Source organism: Sphingobacterium sp. UME9 (assembly GCF_014170215.1).
GTDB classification, from domain to species: domain Bacteria; phylum Bacteroidota; class Bacteroidia; order Sphingobacteriales; family Sphingobacteriaceae; genus Sphingobacterium; species Sphingobacterium paramultivorum.
In genome coordinates this window covers 1,560,484-1,581,898 of record NZ_LZZP01000013.1, presented here as the reverse complement: position 1 = coordinate 1,581,898, position 21,415 = coordinate 1,560,484, and the positions used below count along the sequence as shown (strand labels likewise).

The 21,415-nt window shown below is 37.6% G+C and carries 25 protein-coding genes; 14 read left to right on the top strand and 11 right to left on the bottom strand.

The annotated features are described in order from the left end of the window. The 9 genes from traK (at nt 1) to A9970_RS25780 (ending at nt 5,858) form a co-directional block, all read left to right on the top strand. Nucleotides 1-624: a conjugative transposon protein TraK gene (gene traK / locus A9970_RS25820; RefSeq protein ID WP_037438477.1), complete on the top strand. Its 624-nt coding sequence runs from the start codon at nt 1-3 to the stop codon at nt 622-624. Nucleotides 625-635: 11 nt separating this feature from the next. After that, nucleotides 636-1,064, top strand: a complete 429-nt coding sequence (locus A9970_RS25815) for a hypothetical protein (protein WP_037438476.1) — start codon at nt 636-638, stop codon at nt 1,062-1,064. A gap of 23 nt (nt 1,065-1,087) precedes the next feature. After that, nucleotides 1,088-1,375 (top strand): hypothetical protein, encoded by a 288-nt coding sequence (locus A9970_RS25810; protein ID WP_002978260.1) that lies wholly within the window; start codon nt 1,088-1,090, stop codon nt 1,373-1,375. Beyond that, the gene (gene traM, locus A9970_RS25805; protein WP_132777331.1) at nt 1,362-2,711 is read left to right on the top strand and encodes a conjugative transposon protein TraM; all 1,350 of its coding nucleotides are present in this window, start codon (nt 1,362-1,364) and stop codon (nt 2,709-2,711) included. Before A9970_RS25810 ends, traM begins: the two co-directional genes overlap by 14 nt. Nucleotides 2,712-2,735: 24 nt before the next feature. Then, nucleotides 2,736-3,629: a conjugative transposon protein TraN gene (gene traN / locus A9970_RS25800; RefSeq protein WP_037438474.1), complete on the top strand. Its 894-nt coding sequence runs from the start codon at nt 2,736-2,738 to the stop codon at nt 3,627-3,629. A gap of 20 nt (nt 3,630-3,649) precedes the next feature. Beyond that, the gene (locus A9970_RS25795) at nt 3,650-4,210 is read left to right on the top strand and encodes a conjugal transfer protein TraO (protein WP_037438473.1); all 561 of its coding nucleotides are present in this window, start codon (nt 3,650-3,652) and stop codon (nt 4,208-4,210) included. 12 nt (nt 4,211-4,222) lie between these two features. Then, nucleotides 4,223-4,672, top strand: a complete 450-nt coding sequence (locus A9970_RS25790; protein ID WP_074964051.1) for a DUF3872 domain-containing protein — start codon at nt 4,223-4,225, stop codon at nt 4,670-4,672. A gap of 102 nt (nt 4,673-4,774) precedes the next feature. Continuing rightward, a complete protein-coding gene (locus tag A9970_RS25785) occupies nt 4,775-5,047 on the top strand; it encodes a molybdenum ABC transporter permease (protein ID WP_003002444.1) in 273 nt (90 codons plus the stop codon). A gap of 10 nt (nt 5,048-5,057) precedes the next feature. Continuing rightward, entirely contained in the window at nt 5,058-5,858 is an 801-nt protein-coding gene (locus A9970_RS25780; protein WP_037438472.1) for a TIGR02391 family protein, read from the top strand. 39 nt (nt 5,859-5,897) lie between these two features. Here the strand turns inward: A9970_RS25780 and A9970_RS25775 are convergent, their stop codons facing one another. Continuing rightward, on the bottom strand, nt 5,898-8,450 hold the full coding sequence (locus tag A9970_RS25775; RefSeq protein WP_234797577.1) for a hypothetical protein: 2,553 nt from the start codon (nt 8,448-8,450) through the stop codon (nt 5,898-5,900). Nucleotides 8,451-8,548: 98 nt separating this feature from the next. Beyond that, nucleotides 8,549-10,150, bottom strand: coding sequence for a hypothetical protein (locus A9970_RS25770; RefSeq protein WP_037438470.1), 1,602 nt, complete (start codon nt 10,148-10,150; stop codon nt 8,549-8,551). A gap of 169 nt (nt 10,151-10,319) precedes the next feature. Between A9970_RS25770 and A9970_RS25765 the strand changes: the two genes are divergently transcribed. Both A9970_RS25765 and A9970_RS25760 read left to right on the top strand, forming a co-directional pair. Beyond that, nucleotides 10,320-10,598, top strand: coding sequence for a helix-turn-helix domain-containing protein (locus A9970_RS25765; RefSeq protein ID WP_132777330.1), 279 nt, complete (start codon nt 10,320-10,322; stop codon nt 10,596-10,598). Between the two features lie 13 nt (nt 10,599-10,611). Further along, nucleotides 10,612-10,911 (top strand): helix-turn-helix domain-containing protein, encoded by a 300-nt coding sequence (locus A9970_RS25760; protein ID WP_182984184.1) that lies wholly within the window; start codon nt 10,612-10,614, stop codon nt 10,909-10,911. Nucleotides 10,912-10,979: 68 nt separating this feature from the next. Here A9970_RS25760 and istB read toward each other — a convergent pair whose 3' ends face one another. Next, complete coding sequence (gene istB / locus A9970_RS25755; RefSeq protein WP_182984183.1) at nt 10,980-11,696, bottom strand: IS21-like element helper ATPase IstB; 717 nt, start codon at nt 11,694-11,696, stop codon at nt 10,980-10,982. 2 nt (nt 11,697-11,698) lie between these two features. Continuing rightward, a complete protein-coding gene (gene istA / locus A9970_RS25750) occupies nt 11,699-13,234 on the bottom strand; it encodes an IS21 family transposase (protein WP_259655477.1) in 1,536 nt (511 codons plus the stop codon). Nucleotides 13,235-13,763: 529 nt separating this feature from the next. On the opposite strand from istA, the gene A9970_RS25745 reads away from it, so the two are divergent. Continuing rightward, nucleotides 13,764-14,153 carry a response regulator transcription factor gene (locus tag A9970_RS25745; protein WP_037438467.1) on the top strand — a complete coding sequence of 130 codons (390 nt, stop codon included), beginning with the start codon at nt 13,764-13,766 and terminating at the stop codon, nt 14,151-14,153. Nucleotides 14,154-14,164: 11 nt separating this feature from the next. Here the strand turns inward: A9970_RS25745 and A9970_RS25740 are convergent, their stop codons facing one another. Both A9970_RS25740 and A9970_RS25735 read right to left on the bottom strand, forming a co-directional pair. Further along, entirely contained in the window at nt 14,165-15,151 is a 987-nt protein-coding gene (locus tag A9970_RS25740) for a hypothetical protein (RefSeq protein ID WP_037438466.1), read from the bottom strand. A 96-nt stretch (nt 15,152-15,247) separates the two neighbouring features. Next, nucleotides 15,248-15,715 carry a DUF1905 domain-containing protein gene (locus tag A9970_RS25735; RefSeq protein WP_037438465.1) on the bottom strand — a complete coding sequence of 156 codons (468 nt, stop codon included), beginning with the start codon at nt 15,713-15,715 and terminating at the stop codon, nt 15,248-15,250. A 200-nt stretch (nt 15,716-15,915) separates the two neighbouring features. On the opposite strand from A9970_RS25735, the gene A9970_RS25730 reads away from it, so the two are divergent. Together A9970_RS25730 and nhaA are read left to right on the top strand one after the other, a co-directional pair. Beyond that, nucleotides 15,916-16,197, top strand: coding sequence for a transposase (locus A9970_RS25730; RefSeq protein WP_262496547.1), 282 nt, complete (start codon nt 15,916-15,918; stop codon nt 16,195-16,197). Between the two features lie 221 nt (nt 16,198-16,418). Then, complete coding sequence (gene nhaA / locus A9970_RS25725) at nt 16,419-17,606, top strand: Na+/H+ antiporter NhaA (protein WP_002978293.1); 1,188 nt, start codon at nt 16,419-16,421, stop codon at nt 17,604-17,606. A 2-nt stretch (nt 17,607-17,608) separates the two neighbouring features. Here nhaA and arsB read toward each other — a convergent pair whose 3' ends face one another. The 5 genes from arsB to A9970_RS25700 are packed head-to-tail and all read right to left on the bottom strand — an operon-like array spanning nt 17,609 to nt 21,411. Continuing rightward, entirely contained in the window at nt 17,609-18,649 is a 1,041-nt protein-coding gene (arsB, locus tag A9970_RS25720) for an ACR3 family arsenite efflux transporter (protein WP_132777329.1), read from the bottom strand. Nucleotides 18,650-18,651: 2 nt separating this feature from the next. Then, entirely contained in the window at nt 18,652-19,029 is a 378-nt protein-coding gene (gene gcvH / locus A9970_RS25715) for a glycine cleavage system protein GcvH (RefSeq protein ID WP_002978297.1), read from the bottom strand. A gap of 16 nt (nt 19,030-19,045) precedes the next feature. Continuing rightward, entirely contained in the window at nt 19,046-19,819 is a 774-nt protein-coding gene (locus tag A9970_RS25710) for a metallophosphoesterase (protein ID WP_182984181.1), read from the bottom strand. A 43-nt stretch (nt 19,820-19,862) separates the two neighbouring features. Beyond that, complete coding sequence (gene chrA, locus A9970_RS25705; RefSeq protein ID WP_002978301.1) at nt 19,863-20,990, bottom strand: chromate efflux transporter; 1,128 nt, start codon at nt 20,988-20,990, stop codon at nt 19,863-19,865. After that, a complete protein-coding gene (locus A9970_RS25700) occupies nt 20,980-21,411 on the bottom strand; it encodes a DoxX family protein (RefSeq protein ID WP_002978304.1) in 432 nt (143 codons plus the stop codon). The genes chrA and A9970_RS25700 overlap by 11 nt, the downstream gene beginning before the upstream one ends. Nucleotides 21,412-21,415: the final 4 nt, after the last annotated feature.

Sequence of the window (21,415 nt, the reverse complement as noted above, 5' to 3'; positions counted from 1 at the left end):
ATGGAATTTAAAACGCTAAGAAATATCGAAAACAGCTTTAGGCAGATAAGATTATATGCCATTGTGTTTGCGGTTCTCTGCATTGGCGTGGTAGGATATGCCGTATGGCAGTCCTACCGTTTTGCAGAAGAACAACGCCAAAAAATCTATGTATTGGATAACGGAAAATCTTTAATGCTTGCCTTATCGCAGGATGCGAGCATCAACCGACCTGTAGAAGCAAGGGAACACGTCAGACGTTTTCACGAACTGTTCTTTACACTTGCTCCCGACAAAAACGCTATAGAAAGCAATATGAGCAGGGCATTCAATCTTGCCGACAAAAGTGCCTTCGACTACTATAAAGACTTATCGGAAAAAGGCTATTACAGTCGTATTATATCAGGAAATGTACAGCAACGCATCGAAGTAGATAGTGTGGTCTGCAATTTCGATACACATCCTTATGCGGTACGAACCTATGCAAAACAATTCATCATTCGGTCAAGCAATGTAACCAGACGTAACTTAATTACTTCCGGCTACCTAGTCAACTCCGTTCGCTCTGACAACAACCCACAAGGCTTCAATATCGAAAAATTTGCAGTCGTGGAAAACAGGGATATAGAAGTCATCGAACGCTAAAAAATAATCTTATGGAAGCATTATCAGATTTAAACACGTTCGCAAAAACCCTTACAGAAAAAGGATATAACGGCTATTTCCATACGCAGGGTGCGTATGCCGGAAAGTTGAAAGACAGTATCAGCGATTACCTTGAAAGCTGCCAAAAAGGTGCAGATACTTTGCCTAAACAAGACTTGTTGTTGACAGGCTACCTACAATGGTCGGGAGAAGACAAGCCAAGTGTAGAATGCAGTATGTGGGTAAATTATCTGAACGGCAAATTCTCACTCAACAGAATGGAGGTGGCAAGAAAAGACCAATTTGGGCAATTGCTAAAAAAATCGGAACTGACAAACCTCTCTTTAATAGTCGTACCCAATGCAGTTGAGGTAATTGCTTTGGTTAATGATGAACAAAAGCAAAATGTGGGTAAAATCTCCAAGCGGTTCAAGCTCTAACATCATCATAAAAAATTAAGAGTATGAAAAAACTAAGAGCAAATATGGATAGGTATTTTGATAAGCTCGACGAACGTTGGCAGGCATTGCCAGTGCGCAAGCAGCACCAATATACCCTGTACTTTTTTGTGGGATATCTACTGCTTACCGCAGGTGTAATTTTCAAAGTCTGGTACGATACCTCAAAGTCTGGAAACGATATGATCATAGAGCATATCGAAAATCCTGTCCTCAAAAAAAATGGAAGTCCTGCAAGATTGCAGGATAGTGTATCAACAATTTTAAAAAATCAAATTTATGAAAGAAAATGAGAACAAAAAATCGGTTGTTCGGGTAACGGAGGGGAACTCGACAGCAACTGCTGATGTGTTGCAAGACGGCACACAGAATAATAAGGAGAAGCTCAAAAAGCCCTTAATTTTCGGCTTAATGGCGATTGTTTTCGTGGGTTGTATGTACCTCATATTTAAACCATCCGAAGACAAAAAGACAATTGAAAATGTAGGGCTGAACGATGCGGTACCAGAGGCTACTGGAACTGGAATGCCTGCAGACAAAGGCAAGGCGTATGAACAGGAAATGCTCGAACGCAAAGAGCAGGAAAAACGCAATGCATTGGCTACACTTTCAGACTACTGGAATACAGAAGACAAAGAAGAGCCAACCGACGAACCGTTTAATGAAGAAGAGGAAAACAACAGCTTTGGCGGTAGTGGGAGAAATTCGGCAAGAAGCAGTAACCCTGCTTTGAACAGCTATCGAAATAGCCAAAGCGCATTGAGTTCCTTTTATCAAGATGATAACGCTGAAACAATGGAACTGCGTAAGCAGGTGGACGAATTGAAAGAAAAATTATCAGAAAAGGATGTGCCACCTGTGGCCACAGTTGATGACCAATTGAAGCTAATGGAGAAATCCTATGAAATGGCAGCAAAGTATCTGCCAAAAAATGCGAATACCGAAAATTCAACACCTGCTAATGGTGCTGTTCCGGATGCTATTAGTGCTATGGCTACTAACCAAAAAGAGCATTTTGTATCGTTCACATCAGCAAGAAAAAATACAGTATCAGCCCTTTACCGTGAACCATCGGGCAGTGCTTTTTTAGCGGATTGGAGCGAAACAAAGAACCGTGGGTTTTATACCGCTGGCTCTTTGGAACAAATGGCACAACCCAAAAACAGTATCAAAGCCTGTGTACACGATGCCCAAACAGTAGTTGGCGAAACAGGTGTGCGTTTACGATTATTAGAGCCTGCAAAAACACCGAGCCGTACCATTCCAAAAGGAACGATTTTAACGGCTAATGCGAAATTTCAGGGAGGGCGTTTACAACTAAAAGTTACCTCGATAGAACTGGAGGGCAATATCATCCCGGTAGATATAACCATTTACGATTTGGACGGACAGCAAGGCTTGTACGTTCCGTATTCGCCGGAAATGAATGCCCTTACCGAAATGGCAGGCAATATGAGCCAAACTGGTGGAACGAGCGTAATGCTCACGCAGAATGCCGGACAGCAGGTTGCAGCAGATCTTAGTCGTGGCGTGGTACAGGGAATTTCGGGCTATTTTGCTAAAAAGGTAAGAACCCCAAAAGTTACGCTGAAAGCAGGACATCAAGTCTTCTTGGTATCTAAACAATAATGTTGAATTCAAACAAATAAAACAATGAAAAATATTTTAAAAACCTTTTGGGCTATTGCCCTCATACTCGGCTTTGCCGTACAATCTTTTGCACAAGACAGCATCAGAACTCCGCTTGCATTAGGCAAGATAGAACCGTATAAAATGGAAGTTACCTACGATAAAACTTCGCACTTGATTTTTCCGACCGCTATCCGTTATGTGGATTTGGGAAGCGAATATCTAATTGCAGGAAAAGCAGAAGATGCGGAAAACGTGTTGCGTGTAAAAGCAACGGTAAGGGATTTCGAACCTGAAACCAATTTTTCGGTCATTACGAATGACGGACGTTTTTACAGCTTTAATGTGTATTACAGTTCTTACCCGGAGGCAATGAGCTACGACCTACTTACAATGCAAAAGGCAGTGGATAAAGCCAATGGAAACGATGTGCTTTTTGAAGAATTGGGCAATAATTCGCCTTCACTAGCAGGCTTGCTATTAGAAACAATTTACAAAAATGATAATCGGATTGTAAAGCACATTGGGGCTAAGAGTTTCGGCATTCAGTTTATTCTCAAAGGCATTTATATCCACAACGGCAAATACTATTTCCATACGGAATTGAGAAATAAAACCAATGTGCCTTTCCAGATTGATTTTATCAATTTCAAAGTAGTAGATAAAAAGGTAGCCAAACGTACTGTGGTACAAGAACGCCCGATGATACCCCTCAGAACTTACAAGCCTTTGGACGAGATTGGCGGGAAACTAACCGAACAAAACGTGTTCCTGTTAGACCAATTTACCATTGCCGATGACAAGGTACTGTTGATTGAGATTTTCGAGAAGAACGGTGGCAGACATCAAACTTTGCAGGTAGAAAATTCGGATTTGATAAAAGCTCGTTTAATAAACGATATGCACCTAAAATTTTAATAACATTTTAATCCAATAATATGAAAAAGTATATCTATACCGTGATGCTCATCTTGATGGCCATCACGGTTACACAGGCACAAAGAATGCTCCCAAAACAGAAAGGACTGGAAGTAAGTACAGGTGTAGTATCCAACGATAAAATTGGCAATGATTATTACCTCAATATTGGAATGACCGTGAACGGTAAAAACGGGAACTATCAGCTTTGGGCATTGGAATACACCCACCAATACCACGACTACAAAGACCTCCGCATACCGCAGGAAACCTACACTTCCGAAGGCGGCTACAGTTTCTTCCTTTTGGGCGATACTCGTAAAAACATTACGCTGAACTTCGGAATAACAGGTGTTGTCGGTTATGAAAGCATCAATCGTGGCGAAGCGATGTTGTATGACGGAGCAAAGATTTTGAGCGAGGATAACTTCATCTACGGAGCTGGTGGACGGCTCACTCTTGAAACATATCTATCAGACCGTTTTGTGTTAATCCTGCAAGGACGCACAAAAGTATTTTGGGGTACAGACTTAGAGCAATTCCGACCATCCGCAGGTGTGGGATTAAGGTTTAATTTTTAAAAACTTAAAACAATGATAGCAATATTTAATAAATTCAGAATAGGATTAGTGCCGATATATGTAATGCTGGCAATCCTAACAGCTTCGGTAACTTTAGTATCTTGTAGTAAAGATGATGAACTCGAAATACAGAACGATTTTCCTTTCGAGGTAAACGTGATGCCAGTTCCAAAAGATGTAGCCAATGGACAAACGGTAGAAATACGCATTGCCATACAGCGAACAGGCAATTACAGCAACACACAGTATTTTCTTCGCTATTTCCAATTTGACGGACAAGGCACATTGCGGTATTACGATGAGCAACCATATTTACCGAACGATTTATACCCATTACCCACAGAGCAATTTCGGTTGTACTATACTTCAACATCTGCCGTTTCGCAATCCTTTGATGTTTGGATTTCGGACAGCTTTGGAAATGAAAAACAGATAAGTTTTCAGTTTAATAGTGCTGATTAAAAACAATGAAATCCTGCCACAAAAAGCAGGATTTCTCTTTTTAAGGGATATTAAAACTGTTTTTTTTTGTAAATTTAAAAAGTAGATTTTAAGTGTTTTGTTATGGTCGCATCATTGGTTATAGGAATAATATTTTTGATTGCAGGTTTAGGACTTCGCTATTGGCTTAACCGACGAAAGTTTTACAGGCGTGGTCCGATGGGAGCCGAAGGTTTTTCATCTTATGAAAGTTCGGTTTTCATTAAATTTATTGAAAAGGTTGGTAAATGGATAGCTTATGGATTGATTATATTTGGACTTTTATCACTTTGGGTTTATTCTCGTGAGAAAAAAGATAGGGAAATCCAAAACATGGAAATCCAGAAACAGAATTAATCATTTTTAAATGACAAAATCCTTTGATGACATAACCTTGCGAAATATATCTGACATTATATCAAATCTATTAACGCATACAAAAATCACAGAACATTTAGCTGGTGCTAATATTTCTCAATCGCAAATTGGTACAAACAAAACCGACAGACTTTTTTATGCATTAAAAGAAAAGCAAATACAAGACAATTGTGGAAATAATGTATTGGCATTTGTAGTTAGGTTATTAAATCCTAAAAGATATAATTCCGAAGACGAATTTGAAAGAGACAGAACAACTATCAATGAAAAATTAGTTTACGAAGGGATAGAAATTGATAAAACCGGACAACCCCGACTAGTTGAAAAAGCTAAAACCATTTCAGAAGCTAAAAGCAGGTCACTTAAAATCAAAGAAAAAGTACACGGTATCGGAGTTCATTCAGAAATTTTACCATACTGCGAAGCCGAATGGCTGAAAGAAAATTATTTTCACTCTATACTAGAAATCACAAAAAGTGTTGCGGAAAGACTTAGGCAGAAAAGTGGCTATACTTCAGATGGAGCAGATCTGGTTGATGATTGTTTTGCTTTAGGAAAAGACAAAAGACCTATGCTTGCTTTTAATATGCTGAATAATCCAAGCGAAGAAAGTGAGCATAAGGGTTTCGGCAACTTCTGTAAAGGATTTTTTTCTATGTACCGAAATCCAAAAGCGCATAACCCGAAAATATTAGAAGACACTCAACTTTCAGAAATGACTGAAGTATTGGTTGTAGCTACAATTATTCATAACAAACTTGATTACACTTATAAAACAGGACTTAAATAGCGCAAATCGGATAACCCAAAAGTTATCCGATTTTTTAACTTACAAATCGGTGCATATAAAAGATGAGAGTTTTAGAGGTAAATAAATTTCGTCTGGACTGTGTTTTATGTAATCTTCTTTATCATAGTCCCACATAAAGCCAGGTCTGATTAAAGTAAAATCGTTTGTTTTATTTACGTACTGAACGTAGCTATAACCCCAAGGCGATTTGTAAATAATTTGCCCGTTAACTGCTGATGTATCAAAGTTCTTATCTTCAATCTGTTCAATCACTTTTATAAACGAAGGACATAGTCTTTCGTAAAATATCTCTAAGTTTTTTTCAAATACTTTTGTTCTGTTTTTCAGCTCGGAAATTCTAATATTAATTTTGGATTTTAATTCTACAAAATTGCTATTGAAATCATCTACATTCCTACAACCTAAATAATGAAGTGCATTTAAAGCCATAGTAAAAAAGTAATGTAATTCATCATCTTTCCATCGATTGTTAATTAAGCAAACAATTGTATTTATGAGTGCCTCTTTTTTTAGTTCCTCGATTTTCTTTTTTGTATAGTCAAATTCATACGCTTTAAATCCGCTTCTTGCCAGCATCAAAAAGTCGCCAATTAAATTTAAACAACAATCCTTTACATTGTTATTGTCATAATCGTCTACAAATGGTAAATAACTGAAAAAATGGTGCGTGTCTTGTTCGTCATACTTTGCAGATTTCCCTCCGTATTCACTTATCAACTCAAGAGCGATTAAATATTTAGTCAAATCTGTAAGTGTAGGCCTATATGTTTTTGGTCGACTATTCCCATAGAGAATTTCTTGTTGGTAATTGTAAAGGTTATCAAAGTAGTTCATCAACTTTCTTTTTTCAGATTTAAGAATGACAAAAGAGAGGTTACGAACCGTTGCCACTTCTCCTTCCTCATTTCCATTTATGTTGCCTAAATCGTCTTCTTGCTCATCAATACTTATATCAGCTTGTTTATTTGTTGAATTTCCATTTAAATTGATGAACTTCAAAACATCTAAAACACGTAGGGAAAGAGAAGAGAGTAGAAGGTTTTTTTCAAATCCAGAATTTTCTATTGCTTTATAGGAAGAGAGATCGTAAAGTTTTTCAGGTTCTTTGTCATCATTCAGCTTTGTAAACGTGCTTCTCCTACTATCTAAAAAGCTGGCTCCTGTTTCATTTTCTGTTTCATCAAAGATTGCATAATGCAACAAGTCGAGAACTTTGCTCAGCTCTCCATTTTGGATTTCGCTATAAATTTTTTCAATTTCCTCTGTCTTTGGATTAGGATGCGTTTTTGCCAAGAGGAAATAATCTGAAATCAAAAGTTTATTAGAGATAATCTCTTCACTAATATTTGTCAATTGCACATATTGGAAAGTGCCTAATTCTAAATTGAGTTTTGTTTTTAGTTCTTTCTCATAATTTGAGAATGTTTTGGAATACAAAAATCGGTTTTGTTTATCGAAGAAAACAACCTTAAATTCATCGGTATAGGTGCCATTGGAATGAAGTATAAATTCATCATAAATCAACTCTGCCGATAGCAGTTGTAGTTTAAATTGATTATTCTCGATTATAGTTTCATAAATTGATTTACTTGTAGTCGTTGTAAATTCATCAAGGGTTTTACTATTGCTTGTTTTCAGTTTTATGCCTAATTGATTTAACAGTCCACCTTTTTCTGACTGAATAAGAAGTGAAACTTCTGCATTTGAATTTTTGCCCAATAATCCCAATCCTGCAGGTGTAATATTGGCACTACCGAACAAGCAAAACTCTTTTCCATTTTTTGTCTTGAAATGAATAATCTTCCCGTGAAGTTTTGATTTTGAGTTTCCAGATTTTGCATATTGGATTTTGCTTACGCCTGCATCACACCAATCGTAAAATGTAAACGCTTTGCTCACTTGCATTGCAGAAGGGATTAAACCACTTTCATCCAATATGACTTTTACTATGGCTGAAGGAAAAAGAGAATTAAGTTCTTGCAATACTTTCCCATTTTTGTCATAATATGGAGAAATGGTAGTTATTTCTACTACTTTCTCATTGCTAAGATGTTTTAAAAGTTCGTTCCAAATAGAAGTTGTTTCAGTATTAAACAGGAAAGCAACCTTCTCTTTTTGCGACGTTTCGAAAAATTGAAATGGTTTTGTCTTTGGCAATTCATTCAGCCATTTAGAATGTTCAAGTATCCATTTTGTAGTTTTTTCATTCATCTGTCCTTTAACTGACGATGAAAGAATTGATAGATAATCCCAAGCTGACGAAAAGACTGATGAATTTTCGGTTGAACGAATATCAAAATGAAATGCTCCCCAAATCTCATCATTGTTGCCATTTCCAGAATTTGTAAGGTTTCCAGAACCAACAATAAGCAATCCTTCTTTTTCACCAAACAACATCCAAATTTTTGGATGGAATACTGACTTTTGAAAAACAGGATAAAGTGAATAACCGGCAGAAAGTTGCATTTCTTCTCCTGTCGCTTGTTGCATTAACTCTGAATAATAATGTCCATCAATAAAAACGTTGATGTTTCTCACGCCACAAGAACGCAACCATTTCATTGCTTTCATTTCAAAAAAATAAAAGTCAAAGCTGAAGGTAGTAAGAATTGCAGAATGATATCTTCTGCTTCCTATCAATGTTAGTATGTTTTCTCTTTCTAGTATCATCAGTCAATCAAAAGTTTCTTATGTAATGGCGATAAAACCCTTTGGTCGTTGATTACCTGTAAATCAAACATTATGTTTTGCAAGGCGTTCATTCTTGGCGATGTGTTTCTTGGAGGAAATGTATCTATGAAACGGATGTATTGTTCCTCAATAAAAAATTTGTGAGTAGCCTGTGAGCCGTTGCCCATTTTTCTGAGTGCAACCATTGAGTGCCTGTAAATAATTTTGCGTAAAATAAATTGTTCAACAAAATCTTGAAGTGTATCGTTTTCTGCTGTGTGAACTGTCAAGATACCATCAACCATATTCCCATCCCTTTCTATCTTTTTTCTGCTCATAAATTCTTTCAATGGATGAAGTTGCTCTCTATTATTTTTGAATATTTGAAGCAAAAGAATAAAGCCATATTTTGCTACTATAACAGGGTCGTTTGTTCCATCAATTTCCTTTTTGATGTTTTCCTCATCTTCTGTGTCAGGGATTAACTCCAAAATTTCTGCAAGTGAACTTGTTGGCTCTGTAGCTTGCTTTAGCTCTTTGCATATTTCATTTGTAATACTGCTTGAAAATTTCTTTACAAACAATGGTAGATATTGGTCTTGTTGGAAATCGTAAAGATGTTGTAATACAGCCCAAAACATCGTGCCGCAACTGTACTGCCAATACTCATTTAATTGATAGCAGTACCAACCAATATTAGTTTCCGTTTCAGGATAACCATTTGTTCCCAATTTCTTTCGGTAACTTTCCAATAGAAATCTATACCAGTCGTAATTATTTTCATTTTTAACAGCTGTATTTAAGAGCGACAAAATTGTTTCCCTTCTGTGAAAAGTAAAACGTTCTTCCATTTCTTGACTTGGTTCGTCTTTGTCCAAAAGCATTTCCACATATAGTTGCCATTCGGCATTTTCTGTTTGTATCGTGTCAATCGCAAAATATTTTATCAGTTCTGAAATATCAGAGTGGTAAAGTTTTCCTTTTTTAATATTACTATAAAATAACTCTTTTATTTGTGGTGACAATGAAACTTCAAAAGCCTCGGCTAATTGTTCCCCAGAAACTTTTTGTCTTGGGTGTGGTTTACTAATGTTGTAAATAACATCTCCATCATCATTTATTGCTGTAATAATTAAGGAAAGTGCCTGCATTGCTCCGTAATAATATTGTCCGAATGCACCGGACGGATATTTCCAATAAACATTTTTATCGGTATTGTCCTTGTCTGCTCCTTCGGCTAAGTCAAAATAAGTTTCCTCAGCTGTATTTATTAGGTTTGAAGCAAAGTTACTTCCTGTTATCTGTTGAACTCCTTTACGCTCGCTTTGCATAATTATGGCAATCATCAATTCAGCTCTGCGGATAAAACGATATTGTTCTTTTGAGTTGCCTTTCTTCTCGGTCTTGAAATAGAAGTCTAAAAGCCAACAATAAAACCCATAATAACGGAGACGATTAGTCAAATTGGAAATTCCAGGCAACATAGTGGCGTAAGTCGCTTCTGAGGTTGTTTGAAGGCCTAACGGGTCAAGTCCAGTGATTAGATTTATTGATGCTCCCCAAAACGGATAATTTGAATTGCCTTTTTGTAATACTGCCATTTAAAATTAATTTATCAGTAACCTATATTCTTCAAATTTACAAAATAAACTATCTTGAAATTTATATCGTGGCGACAAATACTACCTTTCAACGACAATCAATACAACATTTTCCAAGCCTTTACAAATCCTTGATAAATTCGACTTCCACAGCAAAATTGAGCAAAAAATGGAAGTTATCGCAATACAAAAATCCGTATTGGACGGAATGAAAAATGAACTGAAAGCACTTTTGGAATTGACCGAAAATGCCACACTGAAATACACTTCAATTTTTAAAGAAGAAAAATGGCTCGATAACCAGGAAGTGTGCCTGATGATGGATATTACCAAACGGACTTTGCAGACCTACAAGGACAAAGGCTTATTGCCTTATTCCAAACTAAACTGGAAGAATTATTATAAACGCTCGGATGTACAGGCTTTGCTCGAAGCCCACCAACCTTAAAATACCAATGACAATGGATTTATTGACGAATGAGAATGAAGAAATCATTTCCCATCAAGAAATGATTTTGATGTTGAGAAACCGTATTGAAAGCATATTAAAAAACTATCGTCCTGTAATGAATGGAGAAATTTATTTGTCGGGCGAAGATGTATGCAAACTGTTACACATTAGCAAACGCACTTTACAGCAATATCGTGATGATAATATCCTGCCTTATATTCAGATTGGTGGCAAAATTATTTATAAGGAAACAGATTTGATGACAATATTGGAGCAGAATTATATCAATTGGAGATTCCGGAGAAGCTGACCCCGTACCGGGCATACTGACCCCCTATAATTTGGTTTTGGCCTGTTGATCTTGAAGGCCTGACAATTTTACCTTTTTTTTCTTAGACTTTCACCTTTAAGCTCAATTCTGTGAGCGGTATGCACTAACCTGTCCAGGATCGCATCGGCAATGGTCTCTTCTCCAATCACATCATACCAGCTTGCCACGGGAAGTTGACTGGCAACAATAGTAGATTTGCGACCGTGCCGGTCCTCGATGATTTCCATCAGATCCATTCGCTGTTGCTTCTCCAGATGCGTTAGTCCAAAGTCGTCCAGTATCAGGAGCTCAGTTTTAGCAAGCTTCTCCATCAGTTTATAAATGGATCCGTCAACACGACTCATTTTAGTCCTTAACAATAGTTTCTGAAGATTGTAATATGCTACCCGGTATCCCTGAGCACATGCTTGATGTCCTAAGGCTGATGCCAGAAAGCTCTTTCCCGCGCCCGAAGCGCCGCTGATCAGCACCGCTTCTCCTTTGTTCAGATAACCTCCCAGAGTAAGTTCATTGATCAGCGAGCGGTCAATACCGCGGATCGGATCAGTGTTAAGCTCTTCAATAGACGCCTGGTAACGGAAGCCTGCGTTTTTCAGCAGACGATCAAAGCGTTTACCGCTTCGTGCGTCCACTTCAGCGCCAAGTAGCAGTTCCAGTCCTTCGGTAAGACTGAGTTCATGATGTCTTCTTGTTTCCTGTAAGATCTGCCAGTTGCGACACATGCCATGCAGACGCAGTTCTTTTAGTTGTGTTTCGATGTTCATTATTAGAAGTTTATGGTGGATTGTATATAATATTCTTTGCCCCGGATATTGTTATGAACAGGAAGGGACTGTTCTACGGGTTCTTCCTCCAGATGAAAAGCCATGTTGTTTTCCAGGATCCTCTGGATAGATTTATAAGAGCAGATCCGGTTCTGGATGGCTATGCGGCATACCTTAGCGAACTTTTCAGGCTCGGTATTGCGCCATAAACGCAGCAATCCGTCACAGGTACGGTACAGCTGTTCAGGATAGCGGTCCTGCTGAAAGACCAGCTTGAAAAGCAAATAGAGGTCTTCTGATTTGTAACGGGCCCGTTCCAGATAATACTCCGGACTTCTGTCCAACCAGGCCTGGTTCTGCGAACTAAGGTGTTCTTTACTGGATGTATAACCGCCGCTATAACTTCGCAAATGAACGGCAACTTGCTTTCCATCAGAGTAGATATAGACCATGCTTCGGGTATAGATTACTTTTACCTTACTGCCAATGAGCCCGTAGGGTACACTATAAAAGTGCTTTTGGAGACTGATATGACCGTTACTGGCTACTTTAGCTTCGGTATAATACTTCAGTTCAAATGCCTCCTTAGGCAAAGGAGCCAGCAACGGCTTCTCCAGAGCCAGGTAGCGCTCTTCCCGGCAATAGTTCTTGCCTTGCATCCGTGTCTGGTTATGTTCCCGCACCTTTTCACTGATGGCTTCATTCAGAGAGCCCAGATCAAAGAAGGTTCGGTTGCGGAGCTTGGCGTATACACGGGTATAGAGCAGCTTTACCTGATTCTCTACCAAACTTTTGTCCCTTGGCCGAGCAGCACGGGCGGGCACCACAGCCATCCCATAATGGTTGGCAAAGTCTTCCAGCGTCCGGTTCACTTCCGGTTCGTAGCGGTCCGCTTTGATGATAGCGGCTTTCAGGTTATCCGGTACCAGTACTTTGGGAACGCCACTAATGGCCTGCAGGCAACGCGATAAAGCATAAAGAAAGTCACTGACGGTTTGGGAGGGAACGGCGACGGCAAAGGCGTAATCAGAGAAAGGCAAGCAGGCCACAAAAAGCTGACAGTTCATAATCTCGCCAGTTTGCTGATCGGTATAGCTGATCTGTTTGCCGGCAAAGTCAACAAACAGTTTGTCGGCAGGCTCATGGGTGAGCACCGAAATAGACTTACGGGCAACCAGTTGCTGGTGCAGGTGGAAACAGAACTGGGAGTAGGCGTAGCCTTGGGGAAAGCTCTGGATATATTCCTCCCAGAGGAGTTTCTTGGTTACTCCAACCCGCTTCAGTTCTTGGGAAAGGTATTCCAACTTGCTTTTTAGGTGGATATAACGCGGATCCTTATAAGCGGGATTACCGGAATGAAAACGGCTCTCCAGTACCGGATCTTCCAGTTTAAGCAGTTCTTCGGTATCGAGTGAAGCTGACTGTAGTTTGGCAAGGTAAGACTTTACGGTGTTCTTGCTGATGCACAATGTACGGGCAATGGCTTTGATGGAGCAGCCCTGACGATGTAAGTGTAATAGTTGTTTTATCTGACTCATTGGTCGTGGTTTTCCGGCCATCAGTAATCGTTCTTAGTGATAAATAGATCACTAAGTTCAGCCAAAACCAATAAGTACAAAGGGGGTCAGCATGCTCCGGTACACCCGGATCGCTATCTCTGAGAGGGGTCAGCATCCGCCGGAATGGCATGCGTTTCGACGCAATTAAGCGGCATGGCTCATCGTGAAGAAACACCTCTAGGTGGGGTCAGCATCGTCCGGAATATCCAATCAATCACAAAACTAATTCAGACTAAGCTTTTTTGTTGCATTAATACATCTAATAGCAAGAGTTTAGTATCTTTGCTATGTAAAATATAGAAATACTTAAAGTGTTTTTGCTTTAAGTCCCACATTGAAAACTGGTAATTTTTAGACAACGGGACAATAAGGAAGAACGCTCATGCCATAGGCGTGGGCGCTCGCTTATTCGTTGTCGGGTATACCAGTGCCTCAATGTGCGGTAAGTGTAGTTGCCTGCGCTTTCTTTTTGTGCAGGGCTACATCAACTTTAAAAAAGTATGATGATATGAAAACTGGTACATCCCAACAAAAAATTACACTCGCCTTTATCAATGATAAAAGCCCAATTTTAGATTTCATTTGTAAAGACCTCATTGCTTCAGGAACTGAAGTCTTATTTCGTTCGGAAAGCATTGAAGATGGACTATCACAATTATCTTCATTAAATGAACTCCCAAAAATTTGTATTATCGACCTTGATTTTTACAACAAGAATGTTTTTGTTGAACTTCAAGAATTAAGAACAAAATATCCAACTATAAAACTTATTGCACATAGTGATATTGATGATGAGAAAGTGGGTAAATATCTTTTAGATATTGGTTTTTCAAGTTACTTGCTGATTGGTAATGATGCGGAATATTTTAGAAAAGTAATAGAAGCCGTTATCAATTAGGATAAAATTCACTAATTCTCATACAAAATACTAGCGATTTTTTTATCATTTAGTACAAACCTTATCTGCTCATATTTTTGAATAGGGAGCATATCCTGTTCTGTAGCTGGCGGAAAATATTTTATTCCAATAGTCACGTTGGGTAAACTAAAACTCCAAGATGACCTGATTTTAAAATTCTTACCACACAATTGTTGATCGGATGAGTTCAGATACTCTTTGAATTTTGAAAGCCCTTCGATTTCAAATAATGTTTTCCAGTTTTTACGAACTTCAAAAATGATATTTTCGTCAAGATTTTTCAGGATACTACTTTCATCGGAACTGTTAAAGGCGTTTATAAAATCTCTGATGATTTTTCGTGGTTGTTTTTGAATTTCTCTGATTTCTTTCTTTTTGTTTTCAAGATAAGTGCTAAAATCCTTGTCAACCAATTCAGATAACTTATAGTATCCTGAATGAAAAGCTTCTAATGGAGATTTGTATAATCTATCAAAAAATGTTGCTTCATCCGTTTCATTGGTTTTAAAATGATCCAGAAGCAAAAAACCTTTTTCTTCAGTAGCACTGTTAACACCATCTGCAATATTTACAAAGTAGTACTGCTCTTTATCTTCAAACAAGACTTTGATTTTAGGGTTGAACTTTTCAGGATTATTTACCGATGCTTTTACAAGATATTTCGTTTCATCCAAAGGATTTTCAATCCGTCTTCCCCAGCCATCAGTCGATAATTCTGATTGGTATCGGGATATTTGAACCCGTATTTCCTTCCGTCCTTTTTCAAGGTCGGTGGTAAATTCATATCCAGGAAAAGAATTGAGAATAGCCGTGTCTAATTCCCATTCCTCATAATCACTTGTAAAATTTATTTGATAGCTAAATTCATATTCCCGAATGTAAACCGGAAATTGGAACTTGTTACCGACGATTGTTTGCTCTAATAAGGTAATATCGGATTTCCTGTTTACGGTTATTGAGATTTCAGTTTCAATCATTTTGAAATTTATTTTTACTGACAGTTTTAAAGTAATGCCATTTTTTTGTTCAAACCATTGTGCTTGAGAGTAGAAAGGAAATCAAGTGAAGACTGCTTAATCATTGTCGTCACCCAATTGGTCAATGTATTTCAAAATTAGATTTACTTGTTTGTCCTCGGATTTTGTAGAGGATATTTTTTCAATAATTTTGATCCTATCTTCTTTTGGTAATTTATTGAACGATTTTAAAACACCCGAATTTCTAAAAGTATCTAATATTTCTTTTTCTGTAATCGGCTCCTTTGAAGTCAATAAGTAAAGTGTCACAGTTACAGTGTCGCCACCACTTTTGCTGATTGCTTTCCTGATTTTGTCATTAATTGAAATTAGCTTGTCTTGTCCTCCAATCGTAAACAAATTAATACTGTCAATTGTGTAGTTGTCAATTGTACCAGATACTTTCAATGAGCCCCATTTTCCTACGATATGTTTAGTGTTAGGTACTTGGATGTGATATGTCCAAGCACCTTTACCTGCTTCATATTTCAATTCGAGCTCCTTGTTCTTTACTAAGTATTTCATCTTTTATGACCTGTATTATAGCTTTACCGCTAACCCCTTAATTTAGAAAATTTGGGTATTTTGTTTAGGAATTAGTCTATTTGTTTTAAGGACAAATTTAATGAATTAGATGCTAGGGTTATGGCAAATATTCTATTATAAACCATCATTAATCAGGCGACGTTCTTTTGCTTCTCCTATGTTTGTATAATATAATCTAAGTGAAGAAGGGCGAGAGCAGATTTTGCTTTAAATCCAAGCGGGGTAATCGGAATTTAAGGAAAGTAATGCACTTTCCGGCACTGGCTGCAATCAGGACTGATGAAAGATTCAGAGATATTTTCTTAAGAATAGTTTCAAGGCATGGGATTAAAATGAAGGCTATAGTTGCCATCCAAAGGAAATTATTGGAATTGACATACATATTATGGAAAAGTAATGCCTATTATGATTCAGAATATGAACGCAAAATAATCTCATCAGAAGTTATAACATTACCATAATTAAGGAAATAGCCCCAACACAGTTCCTTACAATTTTAAAGTGTATTAGCTTACTAGCTATTATGTCAGGATTTTACATGCATAATTTTAATAGATCTTCACTACAAAGTGACACGGATTTATTACCCAAATTAAGCTTATTTCATAGATTTAGAACCCATCTATGAGGCAGAGTAAGTTAATATTGGTAAATTGCGATATTTAACTTTTACATTTAAAACATGAAGGATAAGATCAATTTAAATATTTTCAAAGACTTTGTTCAATCAAGTAATTTTGGAGGTTTCCTCCTTTTTTTATGCGTAGTGATTTCAATGATAGTGGCAAATACATCAATGGCCGTTCCGCTACAAAATTTATTGGACACAAAGCTGGGGTATGAAAATGAAGCCATACACCTCAATTATTCCGTAAGTATGTGGATCAACGACGGATTGATGGCAATCTTTTTTCTGTTGGTAGGTCTGGAAATTAAGAGAGAAATTGTTGAAGGAGAACTCTCTTCTCCTAAAAAAGCAATCTTGCCTATCCTTGCTGCTATCGGTGGAGCAGTTGTCCCCGCATTGATTTATTTATATTTTAATTCAGGAACCCCGACAGCTTCCGGCTGGGGTATTCCCATGGCTACCGATATTGCTTTTGCATTGGCCGTAATTTCGCTGTTAGACAAAAGAGTACCAACCAGTTTAAAAATATTTTTAGCGGCTTTGGCGATAGTGGATGACCTCATAGCTATTTTAGTAATTGCCATTTTCTATTCATCCGGAATTGAGTTAGGCTATCTAGGCTATGCCGGAATTGGAATACTAGTACTGATTTTGATGAACCGATTCAATATTAAGAATCCCTATCTATATCTAATACCAGGAGTGTTTATATGGTATTTTGTGCATCATTCTGGCATTCATGCCACTATAGCAGGTGTACTGGTAGCGATGACCTTGCCAACCAATGATACAGAAGTTGAATCTCCGTTAGAGAAACTAGAACATGCACTTGTAAAACCTGTTAACTTTCTAATTATTCCCATTTTTGCATTCGCCAATACAAATATTACAATTCATCAGGAAATGATAGAAGGACTGACTTCCCCTTTAGGTTTAGGTATTTCACTGGGATTGATTTTTGGTAAGCCCATTGGCATTGTTGTAACCTCTTTGATATGCTCTAAATTAGGGATAGGTCAACTTCCTGCAAACAGTAACTTTATTCACATTATTGGCTTAGGATTATTAGCTGGAATAGGTTTTACAATGTCCATATTTATATCTATGCTTTCATTTGACAATCAGGTTTTCATTGAAGAGGCCAAGCTATCTGTTTTAATAACATCACTCATTGCGGGTATAATAGGATATGTGATTTTGAATTTATCAAGTAGAAGAAAGAGTAAGAAGACTGAAATTTAAATTCAGTCTTTTTTACTATAATATTTCTCCTTTAGCCATAAACTTGCCTTTACCAATAATATCAGTACCGGAACTTCTACCAGTGGGCCGATAACACCCACAAATGCCTGTGGCGAATGAATGCCGAAAATCGATATTGCTCCGGCTATTGCTAATTCAAAATTGTTTCCTGTGGCTGTAAATGCGATGGATGCGTTTTTGTCGTAAGGAACTTTAAGAGATTTATTGATAAAGAAGCTCACGAAAAACATCAACACAAAATAGATGATTAGCGGTATGGCTACTTTTACTACATCCATTGGTAATTCCAATATTTTATCGCCTTTCAAGCTGAACATTAATACTATCGTAAACAGTAAAGCGTACAAGGTAATTGGCGATATTGCGGGGACGAATTTTCGGTTATACCATTCTATACCTTTTGATTTTATAAGGAAGTAACGGCTTAAAAAACCTGCTAGGAATGGAATACCTAAATATATCAATACGCTTTCGGTAACATCTTTCATGGATACGCTTACATTGAAATTGGCTAATCCTAATTTTGCAGGTAATACGTTGATGAATAACCAAACTAAAAAGCTGTAAGTAAATATCTGGAAGATGCTGTTTAATGCAACTAACATAGCTGTATATTCTCTGTTTGCTTTAGCTAAGTCACTCCAGACGATGACCATGGCAATACATCTTGCCAAACCGATAAGAATTAAGCCTGTCATATAATCGGGTTCGTTACGTAAAAACAAAACCGCTAATCCAAACATCAATAGCGTGCCGATTACCCAATTGAGCAATAAGGATATGCCAATTACTTTTTTATCTCTAAATGCTTTGGGCAATAAGGAATAATCAACCTTTGCCAAGGGGGGGTACATCATTAATATCAATCCTATTGCCAATGGAATATTGGTAGTGCCAACAGATAAGCTGTTGGTAACATTAGAAATATTGGGAAAGAAATGACCCAAACCCACGCCAATTGCCATTGCAAGGAATATCCATAAAGTAAGGTATCTGTCTAAGAATTTTAATTTTGGTTGCATTGCTAATTTGTAAGTTCTTTATATTGGTTTGATGTCAATAAGTCTTCTAATTCTGTAATGTCTTTTATTTCAATTTTAATCAACCAACCGTCTTTATAAGGATGGTCGTTTATGAGTGTTGGTGCTTTCAAAAGTAGTTCGTTCGTTTCAGTGATTTTACCCGATACAGGCATAAATAAATCACTGACCGTTTTAACTGCTTCAACAGAGCCGAATACTTCGTCCTGCTGAAAACTATATCCAACGTTTGGTAAATCCGCATATACGATTTCGCCCAATTCACTTTGCGCAAATTCTGTAATGCCTATTGTACCTGTGTTGTCCTGTATGCTTATCCAGGTATGTTCTTTTGAATACTTTCTTTCGGTTGGAAATTCCATTTTTATAAATTTTAGATTAGTAACCTCTTCTTAAATTTTCTGCGTATTCGTTTGGTAAAATGCTTTCTTCAACTGCTTTTGCAGCCCTTTCAATATCATAATCAAAGCGTATAAATTCTACACTGATACTATCTTTGTCCAACACAGAACTGTTTTCATTAATCGTAAACATTACATAACCGCCTCTTACATCGCTGTCCTTCGGTTTACCAACCGAACCGATATTAATGGCGTGTCTGAAATGATTTTGACCGTCAATACCCGAATTTAAAACTCTGTGATAAGGTTTGTGTGTGTGTCCGAAGCACATAATGTCTGCATCGGCTTGCTCCATAATGCGAAGCATACTTTTTTCCTCACGGTCTTCAAAAAGATATTCGTTTATTTTTCTCGGACTTCCGTGTACCAAAAGCAAATTCAATTTATCTTCATTCAGTTGAAATTCTACTTTGATATGGGCTGGAAGTGTACGCAAATACGCTCTTTCTTCATCTTTCATCAAAGAATTTGTGAATGAAATAGAAATATTTCCGTTATCTTTTTCACTGTCTGTTTTGTAGGCACAACCGCATTCGTTGCTCATTCTGCCAATGCCAAAATCGTAATTTCCGGCAATGGTTGGTATTCTCCTTTTACGGATTTCGTTTACCACTTCGTTTGGCCAAATATTATAGCCCACCAAATCGCCCAAACAATAAATACTGTCTGGTTTTCTTTTTTCAACATCTTCAAAAAATGCTTCTAATGCAGGTAAATTGGAGTGAATATCACTGAATAATGCTATTTTCATTTTGTCTAATTTTTATTGTTTAAATATTTTGTTTAAGATAACTTTAGATAAGATTAAATAAATACCCTAATAATGCTCCTCCAATAACCACAAAGGCACTATTTATTTTTTTGAATTTGAAAACTACGATCGCACTTATCATTGCAATTAATATCGTCCGCCAATCAGTAATAGTTTCTTTGCCCATTGTAAGACAAATAGCGGCTATGATTGCAACAGATGCCACATTGACCGCATCGAGAAAAATGGACAGTCCTTTAGATTGGCGCATTTTTTTCATCAAGGGATTTAGCAATGCTACTAAAATAAACGACGGCAGAAAAATAGCAATCGTAGAAATAACTGCTCCGGATAGTCCGTTGATTTGATAGCCAATAAACGTAACTGAAGAAAAAACAGGACCTGGGGTAAACTGTCCAACAGCAATAGCATCCATTAATTGCTGCCGGGTGAGTAAGCCCGTTGCAACTAATTCCGTATCTAAAAAGGCGAAAAGAACATAACCGCTTCCGTAGAGGATAGCACCAATTTTCAGGAATATCCAAAATAATTTGGTATTTGTTTCAGACAGTAAGGGGCTTTGTGCGATTTGTAAGAATGCGAGCGGGATAAAACTTTGGAGCGTATTTTTTGTATCCTGAAGGTAATACAAGGCCATTGCCAGCAATCCCGCTCCAAACATCAAATAGATTTCACTAATGCCGAATAATGACAGTACCAAAACAAGAATACCTACAACCGCCAAGAATGTGGACTTTACTGATTTCTTTGCTAATGGAAAAACAGCTCCTATGATAATAGCGATGATTGCAGGTTTGATACCGTAAATAAAGGGCTGTACTTCGGGCAATTGTCCGTATTGCTGATACAACCATGCAAATATCCCGGTAATGAAAACCGCAGGTAAAATAAAGCATAACCCTGCAAAGATTAATCCTTTCCAACCGCCTTTGTCATAGCCGATGTGTATCGCCATTTCTGTACTGTTGGGGCCAGGAATGAGATTAGTAGCTCCCAACAAATCCAAAAAATGCTGTTCGCTCATCCATTTTCTTTTCACTACTACCTCCTGCTGCATCATAGCAATATGAGCCGCGGGACCTCCAAAACCAATAAAACCGAGCTTTAGAAAGAGTTTGGCAATTTCCTTTATTTGAATATCACGCTCCATTTCTCATTACGATTTTATCAATAGACCAATTACCTCCGCCTTTGATTAACAAAAACATACTTCCCAAAAGCATCGCCCAATCCGTACGGCTGCCGTGCAGCAATTCCCAAATACCCTCGCTAGCCAAAATAGATGTTTTGGTCGTGGCAATGGCAACCAGCATAATGATGATGAGCGGAATACTTGCTAACCTTGTAAGCAACCCCAGCAAAATAAACGCTCCGCAAAGGATTTCAAATATGCCTACAAAACTTCCAAAAAATTCAGGCGATGGCAAGCCAATTTTTTCAAACCGTCCCGCTCCACGAATGGCAGGAAACAGCAATTTTTGAATGCCCTCCGATAAAAAAACACCTCCAACAATCAGTCGGATTATGATTGTTGTCTTTGAATTATCTGTATGAATGATTTTTGAAAACATAAAA